Genomic DNA, 17,019 nt, shown 5'->3' with positions numbered 1-17,019 from the left:
CGCGATGGACGTGGCCGGCCTCGCCGCGATCGACGTCCATACGCACGCCGAGGTCTCCTCGAAGGGGCACGCCTCGCTCGACGACGACCTGCACGCCGCGTCCAGCGCGTACTTCAAGGTCGAGGGCAAGCGGAAGCCCACCCTGGAGGAGACCGCCGCGTACTACCGCGAGCGGAACATGGCCGCGGTCATCTTCACCGTCGACGCCGAATCCGCGACCGGCACCGAGCCCGTACCGAACGAGGAGGTCGCCGAGGCGGCCGCGGCCAATCCGGACGTGCTGATCCCGTTCGCGAGCATCGACCCCTTCCGTGGCCGCGCCGGAGTGAAGCAGGCCCGGCGGCTGGTCGAGGAGTACGGGGTGAAGGGCTTCAAGTTCCACCCCAGCGTCCAGGGTTTCTTCCCCAACGACCGCCTCGCCTACGGGCTTTACGAGGTGGTCGAGGAGACCGGCGCCATCGCCCTGTTCCACACCGGCCAGACCGGTATCGGCGCGGGCGTCCCCGGCGGGGGCGGCATCCGGCTGAAGTACTCGAACCCGATGTGCGTCGACGACGTGGCGGCCGACTTCCCGCACCTGAAGATCATCCTGGCGCATCCGTCGTTCCCCTGGCAGGACGAGGCCCTGGCCGTGGCCACCCACAAGCCCGGCGTCCATATCGACCTCTCCGGCTGGTCGCCGAAGTACTTCCCGCCGCAACTGGTCCAGTACGCCAACACCCTGCTGAAGGACAAGGTGCTCTTCGGTTCCGACTACCCCGTCCTGACCCCCGACCGGTGGCTGGCCGACTTCGCCAAGCTGCCCATCAAGGACGAGGTGCGGCCCGCGATTCTGAAGGAGAACGCCGCCCGGCTGCTCGGGCTCACCCGCTCAGGGGGGTCCGGGGGGCACCCCCCGGGAAAACGCAGCACCGTCGAGCCGTAAAGGGGCGCACAGATGCGCAACGAGGGACTGGGATCATGGCCCGCCCGCAGAGCCCGCAAGACCCCCCACCGCACCGCCCTGCTCCACGACGACTCCGCCGTCAGCTACGCCGGTCTCCACGACCGCAGCACCCGGCTCGCCCATGCCCTGCGCGCGCACGGCGTCCGGCGCGGTGACCGGATCGGGTATCTCGGCCCCAACCACCCGGCTTTTCTGGAGGCGTTGTTCGCCGCGGGCCTGCTGGGCGCGGTCTTCGTGCCGCTCAACACCCGGCTGGCAGCGCCCGAGATCGCGTACCAGCTCACCGACTCGGGGACCCGGGTGCTGCTGCACGCGCCCTCGCACGCGACCCTGGCCGCCGACGCCTGCCGGATCGCCGGGGGAGACGACGAGAACGGCGGGCCCGGGCGCATCGCCGTCGGCGGCGCCGCGTACGAGGAGCTGCTCGCCACCGCGGCCGCCGAGCCCATCGACGAGCCGGTCGCGCCCGACGACACCGCGATCATCATGTACACCTCCGGCACGACCGGGCGCCCCAAGGGCGCGATGCTCACCCACGGCAATCTCACCTGGAACGCGGTCAACGTCCTGATCGACCACGACCTGATCGCCGGCGAGATCGCGCTCGTCTCCGCGCCGCTCTTCCACATCGCCGGGCTCAACATGCTGACGCTGCCCGTGCTCCTCAAGGGCGGCACCTGCCTCCTCGTCGGCGCCTTCGACCCCGCGGGCACCCTCGACCTGATCGAGCGACACCGGGTCACCTTCATGTTCGGGGTTCCGGCGATGTTCGACCGGATCGCCCGCCACCCGCTGTGGTCCAACGCCGACCTCACCTCGCTGCGCATCCTGACCTGCGGCGGATCCCCCGTCCCGACCCCGCTCATCGCCACCTACCAGCGCCGCGGCCTGACCTTCCTGCAGGGCTACGGGATGACCGAGGCCGCCCCCGGCGCCCTCTTCCTCGACGCCGAGCACGCCGTCACCAAGGCCGGGTCCGCGGGCGTGCCGCACTTCTTCAGCGATGTGCGTGTCGTACGGCCCGACCTGACGCCGGTGGACGTCGGCGAACCGGGCGAGGTCCTGGTGCGCGGACCGCATGTCATGCCGGGCTACTGGGGGCTGCCCGAGGAGAGCGCGGCGGCGTTCGCGGACGGCTGGTTCCGTACCGGAGACGCCGCCCGCGTCGACGCCGACGGCTATGTCACCATCGTCGACCGCCTCAAGGACGTGATCATCTCGGGCGGCGAGAACATCTACCCGGCCGAGGTCGAGAACGCCCTGCTCGCCCACCCCGACATCGTGGAGTGCGCCGTCATCGGCGTGCCGGACGACAAGTGGGGCGAGGTCGGCCGCGCGGTGGTCGTGCTCCGCGAGGGCGCCGCACCTGACCCGGACGGGGTGCTCGCCTCGCTGGCCGGGCGGCTCGCCAAGTTCAAGATCCCGAAGTCCGTCGTAGCGGTGGCCGAGCTGCCGCGTACCGCCTCCGGCAAGCTCCTCAAGGCCCGGGTGCGCAGCCAGTACGGCGCCCCCCCCTGACCCCGCCCCGTACGCCCCAGCGACAGGAGTACGCGATGACCATCACCGTCAACGGCCTCGGCGAGCTGAAGAAGCTCGCCGGCAGCGAGCTCGGCACCAGCCCCTGGACCGAGATCACCCAGGACCGGATCAACACTTTCGCCGACGCCACCGGCGACCACCAGTGGATCCACACCGATCCCGAGCGGGCCGCGGCCGGCCCCTTCGGCGCGCCCATCGCGCACGGCTATCTGACGCTGGCGCTGTTCATCCCGCTCTTCACCGGGCTCCTCGATGTCGAAGGCGTCACCACGAAGGTCAACTACGGCCTGAACAAGGTCCGTTTCCCCGCCCCGGTCCCGGCCGGGTCGCGGATCCGGCTCGTGGCGCGGCTGGCCGACGTCGAGGACGTCCCCGGCGGCGGGGTGCAGATCACGGTCGACGGCACGATCGAGATCGAGGGCGGGAAGAAGCCCGCCTGCGTGCTGCAGAGCATCTCCCGCTTCTACGCCTAGAAGGTCACCAGCGGGTCGCCGAAGAAGTCGACGATGAAGTTGAGGAAGAAGAACCCGAAGAACAGGAAGTTCAGGACCAGGATCACGTAGTGCCAGGGCCGGGGGCGGGCCGGCCGGGGCAGTTTGCTGTTGAGGTACATCAGCATGAACGGGAAGATCAGCGCGCCGAGGTTGGACATGTTGGCCGACCACTCGACCAGGCCGACCGGCAGCGCCTGATGGATGATGATGCTGATCGCGATCAGCAGAAGGATCATGAACGGGTAGTAGAACTTCCGCGGATCGCTGTCGATCAGCCGGCGCAGCCTGGGGCTCACGCCGTTCGCGGCGTCCGTCGTCACCCGCACCATCGCCTCGAAGATGCCCAGCTGGGTGCTGAAGAGGATGCACACGCCGACGGCGAGCGCGATGTAGAAGACGAAGCTGCCGTACTCGCCCTTGAGTACCTCGGCCACGAAGGTGGGGACGTTCGCCTTGGTCGGGCCCTCGCCGGCGATCTCGACCGCGCGCGACATCAGGATCGTCGGCAGCAGCATGCCGAGCATCGCGCCGGCGAAGAACACGCCCCACATGTCGGTGAGCAGCAGCCGGTACCAGCGCCGCCACAAGGCCTGGTTCTTGGCGTCGTCCGGGAAGGTCACGCCGCTGGGAAGCACCTCGGTGCGCTCGCCGCGCAGGCCGGATAGGTAGCCGGTGCGGTGGCCCATCCCGTAGCCCTTGTCCCGGTAGTGGCCCATCACGTACCAGTTGAGGCCGGAGGCCAGCGCGGTGAAGCCGGCCAGGCCGCCGAGCTGGGACGTGCTGATGCCCTCGGGCGGGGACGCGGGGGTGACGAAGCCGCGGATGCCGTCCCACCAGATGTCCCACGGGACCAGGACCAGGTCGACCACCAGCAGCGTGACGAGGATGAAGGTGACCAGACCCCAGTTGGTGAGCTCCAGCGCCCGGCTGATCTTGCGCGCCACCGCGGTGATCAGGACCACGAGCACCAGCAGCGCGATCGCGTAGAGCCGCGGCTCCTCCGCGCCCTCCCCCGCGGTCTCGCCGTGCACCAGCGCGTACACGCCCTGTCCGGCGGAGGCGGCCCAACCGCCCGCGATGAAGGCGAAGATGACCAGGAAGACCGAGAGCGGCACCCACAGGAACCAGCCGGGCGGGACGCGCCCCCAGGCGACGACGGGGGCCTCGCCGGTCGCCATGACGTACCGCGAGCACTCCACGTTGTAGAACGTCTGCAGCAGCGCAGAGATCAGGATGACCCAGCCGACGCCGACGAAGCCGTACTGTCCCACCGCCTGCGGGCCGAGCAGCCACTCGCCGCTGCCGATCGAGATGCCGAGCGCGATCAGGCTCGGCCCGATGGCGAACTTGACCAGCTCCTTGGGCCCGAGGCGCCGGACCCGGAAGGCTTCCTCGGGCGTGGGGAGATCCGCCACTTCGAGATCGGGACGGCTGACGCCCAGGGGAACGGTCTCGCGTGCTGAGCCGACGACATCGGCCATGGGGGACTCCCAGGTCCGGGCCTAGAAGGGATAGTGCGGGTGCTGGGTGGCGAGAGTCACCCAGCGCGTGTCGGAGAAGCTCTCGATGCCCCAGCGGCCGCCGAACCGGCCGTAGCCGGAGTTCTTGATCCCGCCGAACGGCGCCTGCGGCTCGTCGGCGACGGACTGGTCGCCCACGTGCACGATGCCGGTGCGGATACGCCGGGCCACGGCCAGCCCGCGGGTGGCGTTCTCGGTGATGATGCCGCAGGTCAGGCCGTTCTCGGTGTCGTTGGCCAGCGCCACCGCCGCGTCGTCGTCGGCGAAGGGGGTGACGGCGCAGACCGGGCCGAACGACTCGGCTTGGTACAGGTCGCTGTCCGCGGTGACGCCGGTGAGCACCGTGGCCGGGTACATCGGCCCGTCCGGCTCCCCGCCGCCGGTGACCACCGTGGCGCCGCCGGCCGCCGCGCCCTGCACCAGCCCGGCGACCCGACGCGCGGCGGCCGCGCTGATCAGCGGGCCGATCACCGTGTCGGGCCGGCGGGCATCGCCCGCCGGGAGCGCGGCGGCCTTGGCGGCGAAGCGCTCGGTGAACTCGCCGGCGAGGCGCTCGTGGACCAGGATGCGGTCCGCCGACATGCAGATCTGGCCGGCGTTCATGAAGACGCCGAACGTGGCGGCGTCGACCGCGTGGCCGATGTCGGCGTCGTCGAGCACGATGACGGAGTTCTTGCCGCCCAGCTCCAGCAGCGCGGGCTTGAGGTGGGCGGCGGCGTGGGTGCCGATGATGCGGCCGACGCCCGTGGACCCGGTGAAGTTGACGGCGCGGACCCGCGGATCGGCGATCAGGGCCTGGGCGGTCGCGGCCGCGTCCTCGGGCGCGTTGGTGACCACGTTCAGTACGCCGTCGGGCAGCCCTGCCTCGCGCAGCACGTCGGCGACGAGGAACCCGCACGCCAGCGGCGCGTCCTCGCTCGGCTTCACCACGACGGTGTTGCCGGCCGCGAGCGGCGCGGCCACGGCCCGTATGCCGAGGATGACCGGGGCGTTCCAGGGCGCGAAGGAGGCGATCACGCCCATGGGTTGGCGCACCGCCATGCCCAGTGCGCCCTCCTCCTGAGCGCTGAGCACCTCGCCGCGCGGCGCGGTGATCGCGGCGGCCGCCTCGCGCAGCATGTTCGCGGCGAGGGCCACGTTGAAGTGCGCCCACGGCCGGGTGCCGCCCACCTCGTCCGCCATGATCTGCGCGGCCTCGTCGGCCCTGCCGTCGAGCAGGTCCGCGGCCTTGAGGAAGATGTTCCGGCGCGCGAACGGGCTGAGCGCGGCCCACGCGGGGAAGGCCGCGTCCGCGGCGGCCACCGCCCGCGCGATGTCCTCAGGACCGGCGGCGGCGACGGTGGCGTACACCTCGCCGTAGGGACTGAGGTCCTCGGCGGTACGGCCGGAGGCGGCGGGCACGTCCTGGCCCCCGATGAGCAGTTGGCGGGTGATGGCCATGACGCGGTCCTTCTACGTGTTCGCGGGGTGAACTTCACTTCACTTGAGGTGAGCGGTCGTCAGAGTGCGCCGGGGTACAGGGAAAGTCAAGGCTCCGGGTTCGGCCGCCGCCGTCGCACCCACCAGTCCCGTGCGCTCGGCACCAGACCGCGCGGCAGGAACAGCACGACGAGGACGAGCAGCACGCCGTACACGGCGTAGGACAGGACGACCGGAGCCGAGCTGGGCATGCCCTCGGCGGTGCCGAGCTCGTTGAGCTGCTGCAGCAGCAGCGTGATCGCGGTCGCGCCCGCGAGGGCGCCCCAGATCGTGCCGAGGCCGCCGATCACGGCCATCACCACGAACTCGAAGGACAGCAGCACCGGGAAGGAGCCGGGCGCCACATACCCGGTGTAGAAGGCGTAGATCCCGCCCGCGAGACCCGCGAAGCCGGCCGAGAGGCTGAAGACCACCAGCTTGTACGCCACCACCGGCACCCCGGCGGACTCGGCGGCCACCTCGCTGGTCGCCAGGGCGCGCAGCCCGCGGCCCGGCCGGGAGGCGACGACGTTACGGGTGATGAGCACGACCACGGCCAGGGCGCCGAGCGCCAGATACGCGTACGAGCTCACGGTCGCGAACTCGTACCCGGCGACGGTGAGCCGGGGCACGCCCTGCAGGCCGATGTCGCCGCCGGTCCACTCCTGCTGGCCCACCACGTTGAGGAGGATGAGCTGCATCGCGAGCGTCGCGAACGCCAGTTGGTGACCGCGCAGCCGCAGCAGCGGAATGCCGATCACCGCGGCGACCAGGGCCGCCGCGAAGGGCGCGGCCAGCAGCCCGAGCCAGGTCGGCTTGTCGTGCGTGGCGATCAGGGCGGCCGTGTAGGCGCCGATGAGGTAGAACGACGCGTGCCCGAGGGAGACCTGGCCCGCGTAACCCATGAGCATCGACAGCCCGGTGACCACGATGGCCGACAGCAGCAGCGTGACGTAGACCGGCATGTCGGAGCCCGACAGAATCTGGGGGAGCAGCAGGGCGGTCGCGCACACGGCGAGGACGGCCAGGGTGCGCGGGCTGCGCAGCCGGGCGGCGAGATCGGCGAAGCTGATACGGGCCTGCGCCGGCGTGAGTTGCTGCGTCATCGGGCTGCCTCCTCGTGCAGGGCGGTGTGCTGCGAGGCCCGCCAGATCATCACCGCGAGCATCAGGGCCAGGGCCACGACGCTCTGGTAGGAGGCCTTGTAGTAGCCCGCGACCATCGACTCCGCGACGCCGAGGGCCAGTCCGCCGAGCATGGCCGGGCCGAGGCGGTTGAGGCCGCCGAGGATCGCCGCCGCGAATCCGTTGGTGATCAGCAGCACGTCGCTGTTGTACGAGAGCGACTGCAGCGGCGTGACGAGCACGCCGGCGACGCCGCCGAGCATGCCGCCGAGGGTGAAGGCGACGAGGCCCATGCGGGTGACGTTGATGCCGACGGCGCGGGCGGCGTACGGATTGGAGGCGCAGGCGCCGAGGGCCTTGCCGAGGTAGGTGCGGGTGAAGAACAGCCCGAGCGCGGCGAATCCGAGCGCCGCGGCGCCGATCACGAGGAAGTACTGCTTCTGCAGATGCGCGCCCGCGATGTCCACCGCCCCGCCGAGCCCGGGGAACGAGTGCGGGTTGTCGCCCCAGATCATGATCTCGATGGCGTAGGCCAGGAAGCCGATGCCGAGGGTGATGATCAGGGCGGACTGCGGGCTGGTGCCGCGGCGGCCGATGGCGGCGATGCCGACGAGCAGTCCAGTGGCGCCCGCGGCCAGCACGGCGACGATCTCGGCGACGCCGTGCGGCAGGCCCGCCGACAGCAGCGATCCGGCGGTCAGGCCCGCGACCACGGCGAACATGCCCTGGGCGAAGTTGACCACGCGCGTCACCCGGTGGATCGTCACCAGCCCGCTGCCGAGCAGCGCGAAGCCGCAGCCCACCGCGAGCCCGGAGATGAGGTACTGCACGAACTCGCTCAACCGTCGTCTCCTTCCGGGCCCGGCGGCTCCGCCGCGCCGCCGAGATACGCGGCGGCGACCTCCGCGCTGTCCGCCAGCTGCCTGGACGGGCCTTCGATACGGATCCGGCCCGCCTCCAGCACGTACGCGCGGGTGCACAGGTCCAGGGCGAGCCGGGCGTTCTGCTCGATCAGCAGGACGGCGAGGCCGCGGGCGGCATTGAGCTCCCGCAGGTGGTCCGCGAGCGCCGCGGTGATCAACGGGGCGAGTCCGAGGGAGAGTTCGTCGACGACGAGCACCTCCGGGTCGGCCATCAGGGCCCGGCCGAACGCGACCATCTGCTGCTGCCCGCCGGACAGCGTGCCCGCCCGGCGGCGGCGCAGGTCCGCGAGGTCGGGCAGCACCTCGTACACCCGGGTGGTGTCGCGCGCCTTGGCGCCCTGGGAGCGCAGCGGCCAGGCGCCGAGCCGCAGATTGTCCTCGACGTCGAGCTCGGGGAACAGCTGGCGCCCCTCCGGCACCAGCGCGGCCCGCCCGTGCACCCGCACGCTGCCTGCCGCCGGCCGGATCAAGCCCATGATCGCGTTGACGAGCGATGACTTCCCGGCGCCGTTCGGGCCGATCAGGGCGACCGTCTCGCCGGCGGCGACGGTCAGGCCGACCCGGTCCACGGCGGTCGCGGTCCCGTAGCGGATGACGACGTCCTCGACCGTGATCACCGGCCGCTCGGCGGGGGCGGAGTCCTGGGCGCCGGCCGGGGACGCGACGTCCCGGGCCGTTTCGGAGGGGCTCATGCCGCGGACTCCTGCCCGAGGTAGGCCGCGAGGACCGCGTCGTGGCCGCGGATCTCCTCGGGGGTGCCCTCCGCGATCTCCTCCCCGAGGTCGAGCACGGTGACCCGGTCGGCCAGCCGGGCCACGAACGCCACATCGTGCTCGATCAGCATCATGGTCAGGCCCTCCGCGCGCAGGCTCTCGATCAGCCGGGCCAGCGCCTCGCGTTCGCCGGCCCGCAGCCCGGAGGCCGGCTCGTCGAGCAGCAGCAGCCGGGGCCGGGCGCACAGCGCCCGGGCCACCTGCAGCGCGCGCTGCTGACCGAGCGGCAGCACGTCAGCGGAGCGGTGCGCCCATTCCTTCAGGCCGACCCGGTCGAGCGCCGCCAGGGCGTCGGCCCTGATGGCGGCCTCCTCGCGGTGGTGCCGCGGCAGCCGCAGCGCGGCCGCGACGAAGCCGTGCCTGGTACGGGCGTGCGCCCCGACCATGACGTTCTCCAGCGCGGTCATGCCGTGGAACAGCCGCGCGCCCTGGAAGACGATCGCGATGCCCTGCCGGGCCCGGGAGTGCGCGGAGAGCCGGTCGATGGGGTGGAGGGTTTCCCCGGTGCGGTAGTGGACGCTGCCTTGGTCAGCCGTCAGATGGCCGCTGATGAGGTTGAACAGCGTAGACTTCCCGGCCCCGTTGGGGCCGATCACCGCGCGGGTCTCGCCCTCGGCGACGGACAGGTTCACCTCCCGCACCGCGTACACGCCGCCGAAGGCGCGGCCGAGGCCCTCCACCCGCAGCATCGTCCCGGCCGTCATCCGGCGTCTTCCGCGGCCTTGGCCAGCTGCTCGCGGCCCCACTGGGTGGGGACCAGCTTGCCGTCCTTGACGCGGTTCATCGCGATGTTGACGACGTCCAGGCCCGAGTGGTCCTTCTCGCTGTACTTGTACCGGCCGGTCGGGGTCACCAGGTCCATCGACTCCAGCGCGTCGCGGACCTTCGCCTTGTCCGTGCCGCCCGCCTTCTCGAACGCGGCGGCGATCAGCTGCGCACCGGCGTACCCGTCCTGGGCGAACTGCGGCGGCTCATAGCCGTACTTCTTCTTGAACGGGTCGGCCATCTTCGCGATGGCGTCCTTGAGCTTCCCCTCCGGGACCGCGTCGCCCACCACCCCGACGGCGCTCTGTACGTACACGCCGTCGGCCGCGGCCCCGACCGGCTCCAGCCACAGCTTGCTGGCCTGCGACGCGGTCATCACGAGCGGCATGTCGAGTCCTGCCGTGTCGTACTGCTTGGCGATGGTCACCCCGGGCGCCCCGCTCGCCCATACGGCCAGCGCCTGCGCCCCGGAGTCGCGGACGTGGGTGAACACCGAGCTGAAGTCGGAGGCGTTGGTCTCGTAGCGCTCGGTCTTCACCAGCTCGACGCCGTACTCGGGCGCGAACTTCTTCATGCCCGCGTAACCGGCCTGCGCGTAGGCGGACTTGGTGTCGTACGCCACGGCGATCTTGGTGATCTTCTCCGCCTTGAAGTACCGCAGCATCGACTCGGCGTACTTCGAGGAGATCGCCGGTACGACGAAGGTGTGCGACTGGATCGGGTCGACCTGCTCGTCGGCGGGGGCGAGCGAGATGTAGGGGATCTTCTCCCGCTCCGCCAGCGGCTCGACGGCGAGTGCGCAGTTGGAGAAGGTCGAGCCGATGATCGCGTCGACGCCCTCTTCCTTGAGCTTGTTGAAGTGCGCGACGGCCTGGTCGGGGGCGGTCTTGTCGTCGAGGGTGGTCAGCTTGACCTTGCGGCCGTCGATGCCGCCGTCCTTGTTGATCTGGTCGAAGGCCAGCTCGACGGTCTTCGCGGCCTCGGTGCCGAGCGGGGCGTAGTTGCCCGTCAGCGACTCGATGAAGCCGATGTGTATCGGCCCGTCGCCGCCCGAGCCGGCGTCGTCGCCGCCGCATCCGGTGGCCACCAGGGCGACCGCGGCGAGCAGGGGCAGGAACTTGCGCATGTGAACCTCCCGAGAGTGCCGCGCCCGGGGGCAGTTGAGGGGGCCCGGGTGAGTGGCGTGAGTGGTGCGGTCAGGTTCTGCGAGGCCGCGGGGGCCGGGAATGCAGTGCGAAGATAGGCGTGAACTTGACTGCCGTCAATAATGTGCCCAATATCAGTGGGCCGCGGGTCCGCGGCCTGCCGGGCCGGCTCACCGCCCGCCGTCGTTACCCTGACCGGATGGGAGCAGAACCGGTGAACACTGCAGTGGACGACGACCCTCTGACCAGGCGCGCAGGCTCCGGCGCGAGCGCTGCCGGCGGCCTGCGCCCGCAGTCGGTGATGCTCACCTTCCTCGGCAACTACGCCCTCGGCCGGGACGTCGCCATCTTCTCCGGCAGCTTCATCGACGTCTTCGCCCGGCTCGGCGTCAGCGAGCACGCGATCCGCTCCACCCTCACCCGCATGGTCGGCCGCGGCCTGCTCGCCCGGCACCGCCGCGGCCGCCGGATGTACTTCGGCCTCACCGAGCGTTCGGCGGAGATCCTGCGCGACGGCGAAGCCCGCGTCTGGCAGCGCGGCGCGGTCAACACCGACTGGGACGGCACCTGGACCATCCTGACCTTCTCGCTCCCCGAGTCATGGCAGCGCCAGCGCCACGATCTGCGCGCCCGGCTGGTCTGGGCCGGCTTCGGCGCCCTCGGCAACGGCATGTGGATCGCCCCGTCCGGCATCGACATCCGCCCCGTCGTCAGCGCCCCGGAGCTGGACGGCCGGGTGAAGATCTTCTCCGGCGTCGCCCAACCCCCCACCGACGTCGGCCAGATGGTCCGCGACGCCTTCGACCTGGACGGACTCGTCGCCGGCTACAGCGACTTCCTGCTCCGCTGGGACCTGCCCGACCCCATGCCCGAGGCCCCCGACGACCTGGTCCGCTACCTCCGCCTGCTCACCGAATGGCTGCAACTCGTCCGCGTCGACCCGCGCCTGCCCGTAGAACACCTCCCGGCCGACTGGCCGGCAGCCCGCGCACAGGACGTGGTGCACCAGCTGCGCGGCCGCTACGAGGGCCCGGCCCGGGAGATCGCGGACCGCACCTGCGAGATCGTCGAGCTGGGTCAGGTGTGATCCTGCAGGAAGGCCTGGGTGAGGGCGGAGGTGCGGTCGCGGTTCCAGATCAAGGTCATCGACCGGTGCGGTGCGTCGTGCAGCGGCAGGGTGACCAGCTCCTGGCGTGACCGGGCCGCCGAGCGGGGGAGGACGCCGACGCCGAGACCGTGGGCGACCATGTCTGCCAGGACGGCCAGGTCGTCGGTCTCGGCGTGGACGTTCGGTGTGAATCCCGCGGTCGCGCACGCCGATTCCAGGACCGACCGCAGGCCGGTGCCCGGAGTCAGGGTCACGATGGGCTCGTGCCGCAGGTCGGGCAGCGACGCCTCGCCAGCTTCGGCGAGGTGATGGTCCGGGGGCACTGCCAGTACCAGGGGTTCGGTGCCGAGGTCTGCGGACGCCAGCGTCGCCCGTAGTCGCTGACCTGCGGGGCCGGCGGGCAGCCGGTCGGCTGTCACGCCGATGAGGGCGGCGGCCAGCGCGCCGGACGCCACGTCGGCGGCCAGCGCTTCAGGATCCCCGGTACGCAAGGTCAGCCGCACTTTGGGGTGGCGGCGCCGGTAGACGCCGAGCTGCCGGATGAAGGAGTCGGGTGGGCACGGGATGGTGCCGAGTGTCAGCTGTCCGGCCAACTCGCCGCGCAGCGCGGCCACGGCGTCCTTTCCGGCGTCCGCGGCAGCGAGCGTGGCCCGCGCGCACGGCAGAAAGGCCTCGCCCGCCGCGGTGAGCCTGACGCGGCGCCCGCTCCGGTCGAAGAGCCTGGCGCCGAGTTCCCGTTCCAGCTGGGCGATCTGCTGGCTGACCGCCGGCTGTGCGACGCGGACGCGCTCCGCGGCGCGGGTGAAACCACCCTCCTCCGCGATGGCCACGAGGTACCGAAGCTGACGCAACTCCATATGGATTCCTTATCCCACCGGATAGGAATCATATCTTGGACTTCTGAGCCGGCTCGTTGCCACAGTGAGCACATGGACCCGAACGCGAACCCGAACAGGCATCGGTCGGTGCTCATGGTGTGGATCGCGGTCATGCCCACCCTCACGGTGCTGCAACTGGCCGTGGGCGACTTGCTGGAGCCCCTGCCGCCATTGCTGCGACCGCCGGTCATGGCCACCCTCGCCGTGCCGATCGTGGTCTACGCGTTACTCCCCCTGCTCGAGCGGCTCGACATTCAGGAGCGCAGGATGACCGAACGAACCAGGACCGTTGTCCACCGGATCGTCGCCGCCGAGTTTCTCCTCGGTGCGATCACCAAGTACTGGCCCGGCACCGGCCCGTTCGGCCAGGACTACGCCATCAAGTTCACGCAGTGGGGGTATCCGCCGGATTTCCGGTTCGTCGTGGGCACCCTGGAGCTCCTGTGCGCTGTCCTGCTGCTCGCCCCGCGCAAGCCGGCCAGGTTCCTCGGTGCGACCGGGCTTGTTCTCGTCCTGACCGGAGCCGTCACCACCCACATCATCGCCGCCGACCCCCTGACCCAGAGCCTGGCCGCTCCCCTTCACCTGATCATCGCCGCAGCCATCGCCATCGCCAACTGGCCACCGGACTGCCGACACCTGCTGCGGCCCTGGCAACCGGCCGGCACTCCGTGAGCGCTCGTCACCCGTGGTGGGGGACGGCGCCGGAGAACACCTCACTCGCGGTCTCGACGAAGGCCTGCACTCGGTCCGTGGCGCCTGCTGTACGCCAGACGAACCCGAACCGGCGCGGGAGCGCGTCGTCGACCGGAACGTACGCAATGCCCACTATCTGCCCGGCTACCGACGTCAACGTGGCATCCGCGGTGGAGCCGTCCGGAAGGTGAGCGACAGGCGCCCCGCGTAACGGGAGTCGCGGGGCGCCTGCCTGTCTTGGACAGTCCACGTACGGGAACAGGACTGGCCGATCCAGGTGTGTTAGCTGTCAGTCATGAGGACCCAGTACCAGCTCAACGATCGCGATCCACAGCAACCTTGCGGCCGCTGCGGCTGCAAATCGAGACGCTAAGTTCTTCGTCCAGGACTTCTTGGCCTCCGACACCTGACTCACCTCCCCTCGTAGCCAGGAGAGATACGGCGGGGCCGGCTACGCGAGCCTTCCCTGCCGTGGGGTGAGATCTCGGTTCACCCCGCATGTGGGCAGGTGACCGGGACCCCACCATTCCCGTTAGCTGGTGGGATCCCGGTCGGCTGAGGGGATCTCTCCAACTGCTACAGAGCGGTGAGACTTATCAACCGTAGACCGAGTCGAGGTCAACAGTCCAGATATTCCGCCCAGTTGCGTCATGCCGGAGAGGTGCCGGAGAGGCGCCGGAGCGGCGGGATTACGGCTGGCCGGGCACGACCGAGGGGCTGTTGTTGTAGGCCGCGAGCAGCCACCGGCCGTCCTGCCTGGCGAGCACCCAGGTCGCGTACGACGTCCGCTCCGGCGGCGCCTCGCTTTCGCCGGGCAGGAGCACGCCGCTCTCGCTGATGACCACCGCGGCATCGTCGTTGAGCATCCGGACGTCGAGCACCTTGTCGGCGGCCTGGGTCCCCTTCAGCGGCCCGCTGAACGCGAACGCCATCGCGTCCCGGATCTCCTGCCGCGACCTGCGATACGACCCGGGAAGGATCGCGCTCGCGTCGTCGAGGTAGTCGCCGACGAAGGCGTCCGGGTCAGCCTCGTTCCAGGCGTCATAGACGCCCGCGAGAACGGTGAGGATCGACTTCTTGTCCTGCGCCGAGGCAGGCGTGCTGCTGGCAGTGCTCATGGTGTCGACTCCCTTTGTTTGTCGATCGACCAACAAACCGTGGCACGGCCGTGCACCCGCGTCAAGGTATTCTTGGTTGACCGGCAAACAAATGCGGAGGCGCATCCCGATGGCAACTCGCGGCAGGCCGCGCACCTTCGACCCGGACACCGCCCTGCGCCAGGCGCTGGACGTGTTCTGGGAGCGGGGGTACGAGGGCACGTCGCTCAAGGACCTGGCCCAGGCCATGGGCATCGCCTCAGCCAGCATTTACGCCTGCTTCGGCAGCAAGGAAGACCTGTTCAGGAAGGTCATGGCGCTCTACGGCGCGACGTCCGGCGAGCCGCCCAGGCGCGCCCTGCGCGAACAGCCGACCGCGCGCGCCGCGATCCACGCCATGCTGCGCGCCACCGCCGACCAGGTCACCGGCCCGGACACCCCGCACTACTGCATGCTCATCCTTGCCGCGCCCACCGGCGCCGAGGAGAACGACGCGGTGCGGGAGTTCCTGGCGAACGGCCGGCGCGGCCAGTTCGCCGCCATCAAGGACCGACTCACCCGCGGCGTCACCGATGGCGACCTCACCGCGCCGCCCGCCGACCTCGACGCCATCGCCCGCTACTGCACCACCGTCATGCAGGGCCTCTCCGTACAAGCCCGCGACGGCGCCGACCGCGCCGAACTGGAAACAGTCATCACCTGCGCGATGGCCGCCTGGGACACGCTCACGGCCGCGCCGTCCGCCGTATAGATCCTTGCAGGCATGATGGTGGCCATGGATGGCGCGTTGTTTCCGCGGGAGCGGGCTGTGGTGGCGCCCGGGGCGGTGCATGTGCCGGACTGGCTGAGTCCGCCGCTGCAGAGGCGGCTGTTGGAGGCCTGTCGGGAGTGGGCGAAGCCGCCTGCCGGGCTGCGGGTGGTGCGGTTGCCCGGTGGTGGGGTGATGACGGCGCGGCAGGTGTGTCTTGGGTGGCATTGGTATCCGTATGGATATGCGCGGACCGTTGTCGACGGGGATGGGGCGCCCGTTAAGGCGTTTCCGGGGTGGCTTGCGGAGCTTGGGCGGGAGGCTGTTGCTGCGGTGGGGTTCGACGCCGGGCCCGACTACGACATCGCGCTGATCAATTTCTACGGTGAGGGTGCCCATATGGGCATGCACCGGGATAGTGACGAGAAGGACGACGCGCCTGTCGTGTCCTTCAGCCTCGGGGACACCTGCACCTTCCGGTTCGGGAATGCCGAGACCCGCGGGCAGCCGTACACCGATGTCGAGCTCGCGTCCGGGGACTTGTTCGTGTTCGGCGGGGCGGCGCGGTTCGCGTATCACGGGGTGGTGCGGACGCGGCCCGGGACCGCGCCGCCCGGGCTGGGGCTCGACGGGCGGCTCAATGTCACGTTGCGCGTGAGTGGATATTGAACTGCGCGAACCGAGGGACCAGGGTGACCATGGACGGGACGCCGTCCACCGCACCGGAGGAGAACCGATCGTGGAATACCGCATGTTGGGCCGCAGCGGCTGCACTGTCTCGACGCTCGCGCTCGGCACCATGACGTTCGGCGCCGAGACCGACGAGAAGGGTGCGCACGCCCAGCTCGACCGCTTCGTGGAGGCCGGCGGCACCTTCGTCGACACCGCCGACGTCTACAGCGCCGGCGTCTCCGAGGAGATAGTCGGGCGCTGGCTCGCCGAACGACCCGCCGACGTCACCGGCCGGATCACCCTCGCCACCAAGGGCCGCTTCCCCATGGGCGAGGCCCCGAACGACGTCGGCCTCTCCCGCGTCCATCTCGCCCGCGCCCTGGACGCCTCGCTGCGCCGGCTCGGCGTCGAGGCGATCGACCTCTACCAGGTGCACGCCTGGGACCCGCTGACGCCGATCGAGGAGACCCTGCGCTTCCTCGACGACGCCGTGCGCCAGGGGAAGATCCACTACATCGGCCTCTCCAACTTCACCGGCTGGCAGACCCAGAAGGCCGTCGACATCGCCGACTTCCGCGGGCTGAGCCGGCCGGTGACGCACCAGCCGCAGTACAACCTGCTGGCCCGGGAGATCGAGTGGGAGGTCGTCCCGGCCTGCGAGTCCGAGGGCCTCGGCCTGCTGCCGTGGAGCCCGCTCGGCGGTGGCTGGCTGACCGGCAAGTACCAGCGCGAGACCCGCCCGACCGGCGCGACCCGGCTCGGCGAGAACCCGCAGCGCGGCGTCGAGGCGTACGACCGCCGCCGCGGCCTGGAGCGGACCTGGGCCGTCGTCGACGAGGTGCGCGCCGTGGCCGAGGAGCGCGGTGCCTCGATGGCCCAGATCGCGCTGGCCTGGCTGGTCGACCGCCCGGCCGTCACGTCGGTGATCCTCGGCGCCCGCACTATGGAGCAGCTCGACGACAACCTCGGCGCCGCAGGCCTGCACCTGTCCGAGGCCGAGCGCAGCCGCCTGGACGAGGCCAGCGACCCGAACGCGGCGGACTACCCGTACGGCGTGCCGGGCCGGGAACAGCGCGGCCGGAACATCGCGGGCGGGCGGTGAAGCCGCGCGGCGGGCGCCGCGCGCCGCGCGT

Annotated in this window: 17 protein-coding genes; 8 read left to right on the top strand and 9 right to left on the bottom strand. The window is 70.9% G+C overall.

Features of this window, described 5'->3' with window-relative positions; translation table 11 throughout:
• The first annotated feature begins 4 nt into the window (after positions 1 to 4).
• Genes G5C51_RS00160 through G5C51_RS00150 form a run of 3 tightly spaced genes read left to right on the top strand, consistent with a single transcriptional unit; the run spans position 5 to position 2,958 of the window.
• Positions 5 to 925 (top strand): amidohydrolase family protein, encoded by a 921-nt coding sequence (locus G5C51_RS00160; protein WP_165229741.1) that lies wholly within the window; start codon positions 5 to 7, stop codon positions 923 to 925.
• Between the two features lie 12 nt (positions 926 to 937).
• On the top strand, positions 938 to 2,464 hold the full coding sequence (locus tag G5C51_RS00155; RefSeq protein ID WP_165229402.1) for an acyl-CoA synthetase: 1,527 nt from the start codon (positions 938 to 940) through the stop codon (positions 2,462 to 2,464).
• A 35-nt stretch (positions 2,465 to 2,499) separates the two neighbouring features.
• Positions 2,500 to 2,958 carry a MaoC family dehydratase gene (locus tag G5C51_RS00150; RefSeq protein WP_165229399.1) on the top strand — a complete coding sequence of 153 codons (459 nt, stop codon included), beginning with the start codon at positions 2,500 to 2,502 and terminating at the stop codon, positions 2,956 to 2,958.
• On the opposite strand, the gene G5C51_RS00145 is transcribed toward G5C51_RS00150, so the two are convergent.
• The 7 genes from G5C51_RS00145 to G5C51_RS00115 all read right to left on the bottom strand — a co-directional run bounded on the left by G5C51_RS00145 (position 2,955) and on the right by G5C51_RS00115 (position 10,668).
• Positions 2,955 to 4,460: an Nramp family divalent metal transporter gene (locus tag G5C51_RS00145; RefSeq protein ID WP_165229396.1), complete on the bottom strand. Its 1,506-nt coding sequence runs from the start codon at positions 4,458 to 4,460 to the stop codon at positions 2,955 to 2,957. The two genes, G5C51_RS00150 and G5C51_RS00145, sit on opposite strands and share 4 nt — an antisense overlap.
• Before the next feature lie 21 nt (positions 4,461 to 4,481).
• Positions 4,482 to 5,939 carry an aldehyde dehydrogenase family protein gene (locus G5C51_RS00140; RefSeq protein WP_165229393.1) on the bottom strand — a complete coding sequence of 486 codons (1,458 nt, stop codon included), beginning with the start codon at positions 5,937 to 5,939 and terminating at the stop codon, positions 4,482 to 4,484.
• 86 nt (positions 5,940 to 6,025) lie between these two features.
• A complete protein-coding gene (locus tag G5C51_RS00135; RefSeq protein WP_165229390.1) occupies positions 6,026 to 7,063 on the bottom strand; it encodes a branched-chain amino acid ABC transporter permease in 1,038 nt (345 codons plus the stop codon).
• Complete coding sequence (locus G5C51_RS00130; protein ID WP_165229387.1) at positions 7,060 to 7,923, bottom strand: branched-chain amino acid ABC transporter permease; 864 nt, start codon at positions 7,921 to 7,923, stop codon at positions 7,060 to 7,062. The genes G5C51_RS00135 and G5C51_RS00130 overlap by 4 nt, the downstream gene beginning before the upstream one ends.
• A complete protein-coding gene (locus G5C51_RS00125) occupies positions 7,920 to 8,696 on the bottom strand; it encodes an ABC transporter ATP-binding protein (protein ID WP_165229384.1) in 777 nt (258 codons plus the stop codon). Before G5C51_RS00125 ends, G5C51_RS00130 begins: the two co-directional genes overlap by 4 nt.
• Positions 8,693 to 9,481: an ABC transporter ATP-binding protein gene (locus G5C51_RS00120; protein ID WP_165229381.1), complete on the bottom strand. Its 789-nt coding sequence runs from the start codon at positions 9,479 to 9,481 to the stop codon at positions 8,693 to 8,695. Before G5C51_RS00120 ends, G5C51_RS00125 begins: the two co-directional genes overlap by 4 nt.
• Positions 9,478 to 10,668 (bottom strand): ABC transporter substrate-binding protein, encoded by a 1,191-nt coding sequence (locus tag G5C51_RS00115; protein ID WP_165229378.1) that lies wholly within the window; start codon positions 10,666 to 10,668, stop codon positions 9,478 to 9,480. The genes G5C51_RS00120 and G5C51_RS00115 overlap by 4 nt, the downstream gene beginning before the upstream one ends.
• A gap of 233 nt (positions 10,669 to 10,901) precedes the next feature.
• On the opposite strand from G5C51_RS00115, the gene G5C51_RS00110 reads away from it, so the two are divergent.
• Complete coding sequence (locus G5C51_RS00110; RefSeq protein ID WP_338117959.1) at positions 10,902 to 11,774, top strand: PaaX family transcriptional regulator; 873 nt, start codon at positions 10,902 to 10,904, stop codon at positions 11,772 to 11,774.
• Here G5C51_RS00110 and G5C51_RS00105 read toward each other — a convergent pair.
• A complete protein-coding gene (locus G5C51_RS00105) occupies positions 11,765 to 12,652 on the bottom strand; it encodes a LysR family transcriptional regulator (RefSeq protein WP_165229375.1) in 888 nt (295 codons plus the stop codon). The genes G5C51_RS00110 and G5C51_RS00105 overlap by 10 nt on opposite strands.
• A 72-nt stretch (positions 12,653 to 12,724) precedes the next feature.
• Here G5C51_RS00105 and G5C51_RS00095 point away from each other — a divergent pair, with 72 nt between their 5' ends.
• On the top strand, positions 12,725 to 13,348 hold the full coding sequence (locus G5C51_RS00095; RefSeq protein WP_206313265.1) for a DoxX family protein: 624 nt from the start codon (positions 12,725 to 12,727) through the stop codon (positions 13,346 to 13,348).
• Positions 13,349 to 14,058: 710 nt separating this feature from the next.
• Here the strand turns inward: G5C51_RS00095 and G5C51_RS00090 are convergent.
• A complete protein-coding gene (locus G5C51_RS00090) occupies positions 14,059 to 14,487 on the bottom strand; it encodes an SgcJ/EcaC family oxidoreductase (protein ID WP_165229372.1) in 429 nt (142 codons plus the stop codon).
• 109 nt (positions 14,488 to 14,596) lie between these two features.
• Here G5C51_RS00090 and G5C51_RS00085 point away from each other — a divergent pair, with 109 nt between their 5' ends.
• The 3 genes from G5C51_RS00085 (at position 14,597) to G5C51_RS00075 (ending at position 16,988) form a co-directional block, all read left to right on the top strand.
• Complete coding sequence (locus G5C51_RS00085; protein ID WP_165229355.1) at positions 14,597 to 15,217, top strand: TetR/AcrR family transcriptional regulator; 621 nt, start codon at positions 14,597 to 14,599, stop codon at positions 15,215 to 15,217.
• 24 nt (positions 15,218 to 15,241) lie between these two features.
• Positions 15,242 to 15,883 (top strand): alpha-ketoglutarate-dependent dioxygenase AlkB family protein, encoded by a 642-nt coding sequence (locus tag G5C51_RS00080; protein WP_165229732.1) that lies wholly within the window; start codon positions 15,242 to 15,244, stop codon positions 15,881 to 15,883.
• A gap of 70 nt (positions 15,884 to 15,953) precedes the next feature.
• Positions 15,954 to 16,988 (top strand): aldo/keto reductase, encoded by a 1,035-nt coding sequence (locus tag G5C51_RS00075; protein ID WP_165229352.1) that lies wholly within the window; start codon positions 15,954 to 15,956, stop codon positions 16,986 to 16,988.
• Positions 16,989 to 17,019 lie beyond the last annotated feature (31 nt).

Source organism: Streptomyces coryli, assembly GCF_011044975.1.
Classification (GTDB): Bacteria; Actinomycetota; Actinomycetes; order Streptomycetales; family Streptomycetaceae; genus Streptomyces; species Streptomyces coryli.
This window is presented reverse-complemented; position numbering and strand designations above follow the sequence as displayed.

What these genes read in the sequence shown, in the direction of transcription:
- G5C51_RS00160 (WP_165229741.1), top strand. Translation starts at nt 5, where the DNA reads ATGGACGTGGCCGGCCTCGCCGCGATCGACGTCCATACGCACGCCGAG.
- G5C51_RS00155 (WP_165229402.1), top strand. Translation starts at nt 938, where the DNA reads ATGCGCAACGAGGGACTGGGATCATGGCCCGCCCGCAGAGCCCGCAAG.
- G5C51_RS00150 (WP_165229399.1), top strand. Translation starts at nt 2,500, where the DNA reads ATGACCATCACCGTCAACGGCCTCGGCGAGCTGAAGAAGCTCGCCGGC.
- G5C51_RS00145 (WP_165229396.1), bottom strand. Translation starts at nt 4,460, where the DNA reads ATGGCCGATGTCGTCGGCTCAGCACGCGAGACCGTTCCCCTGGGCGTC.
- G5C51_RS00140 (WP_165229393.1), bottom strand. Translation starts at nt 5,939, where the DNA reads ATGGCCATCACCCGCCAACTGCTCATCGGGGGCCAGGACGTGCCCGCC.
- G5C51_RS00135 (WP_165229390.1), bottom strand. Translation starts at nt 7,063, where the DNA reads ATGACGCAGCAACTCACGCCGGCGCAGGCCCGTATCAGCTTCGCCGAT.
- G5C51_RS00125 (WP_165229384.1), bottom strand. Translation starts at nt 8,696, where the DNA reads ATGAGCCCCTCCGAAACGGCCCGGGACGTCGCGTCCCCGGCCGGCGCC.
- G5C51_RS00120 (WP_165229381.1), bottom strand. Translation starts at nt 9,481, where the DNA reads ATGACGGCCGGGACGATGCTGCGGGTGGAGGGCCTCGGCCGCGCCTTC.
- G5C51_RS00115 (WP_165229378.1), bottom strand. Translation starts at nt 10,668, where the DNA reads ATGCGCAAGTTCCTGCCCCTGCTCGCCGCGGTCGCCCTGGTGGCCACC.
- G5C51_RS00105 (WP_165229375.1), bottom strand. Translation starts at nt 12,652, where the DNA reads ATGGAGTTGCGTCAGCTTCGGTACCTCGTGGCCATCGCGGAGGAGGGT.
- G5C51_RS00095 (WP_206313265.1), top strand. Translation starts at nt 12,725, where the DNA reads ATGGACCCGAACGCGAACCCGAACAGGCATCGGTCGGTGCTCATGGTG.
- G5C51_RS00090 (WP_165229372.1), bottom strand. Translation starts at nt 14,487, where the DNA reads ATGAGCACTGCCAGCAGCACGCCTGCCTCGGCGCAGGACAAGAAGTCG.
- G5C51_RS00085 (WP_165229355.1), top strand. Translation starts at nt 14,597, where the DNA reads ATGGCAACTCGCGGCAGGCCGCGCACCTTCGACCCGGACACCGCCCTG.
- G5C51_RS00080 (WP_165229732.1), top strand. Translation starts at nt 15,242, where the DNA reads ATGGATGGCGCGTTGTTTCCGCGGGAGCGGGCTGTGGTGGCGCCCGGG.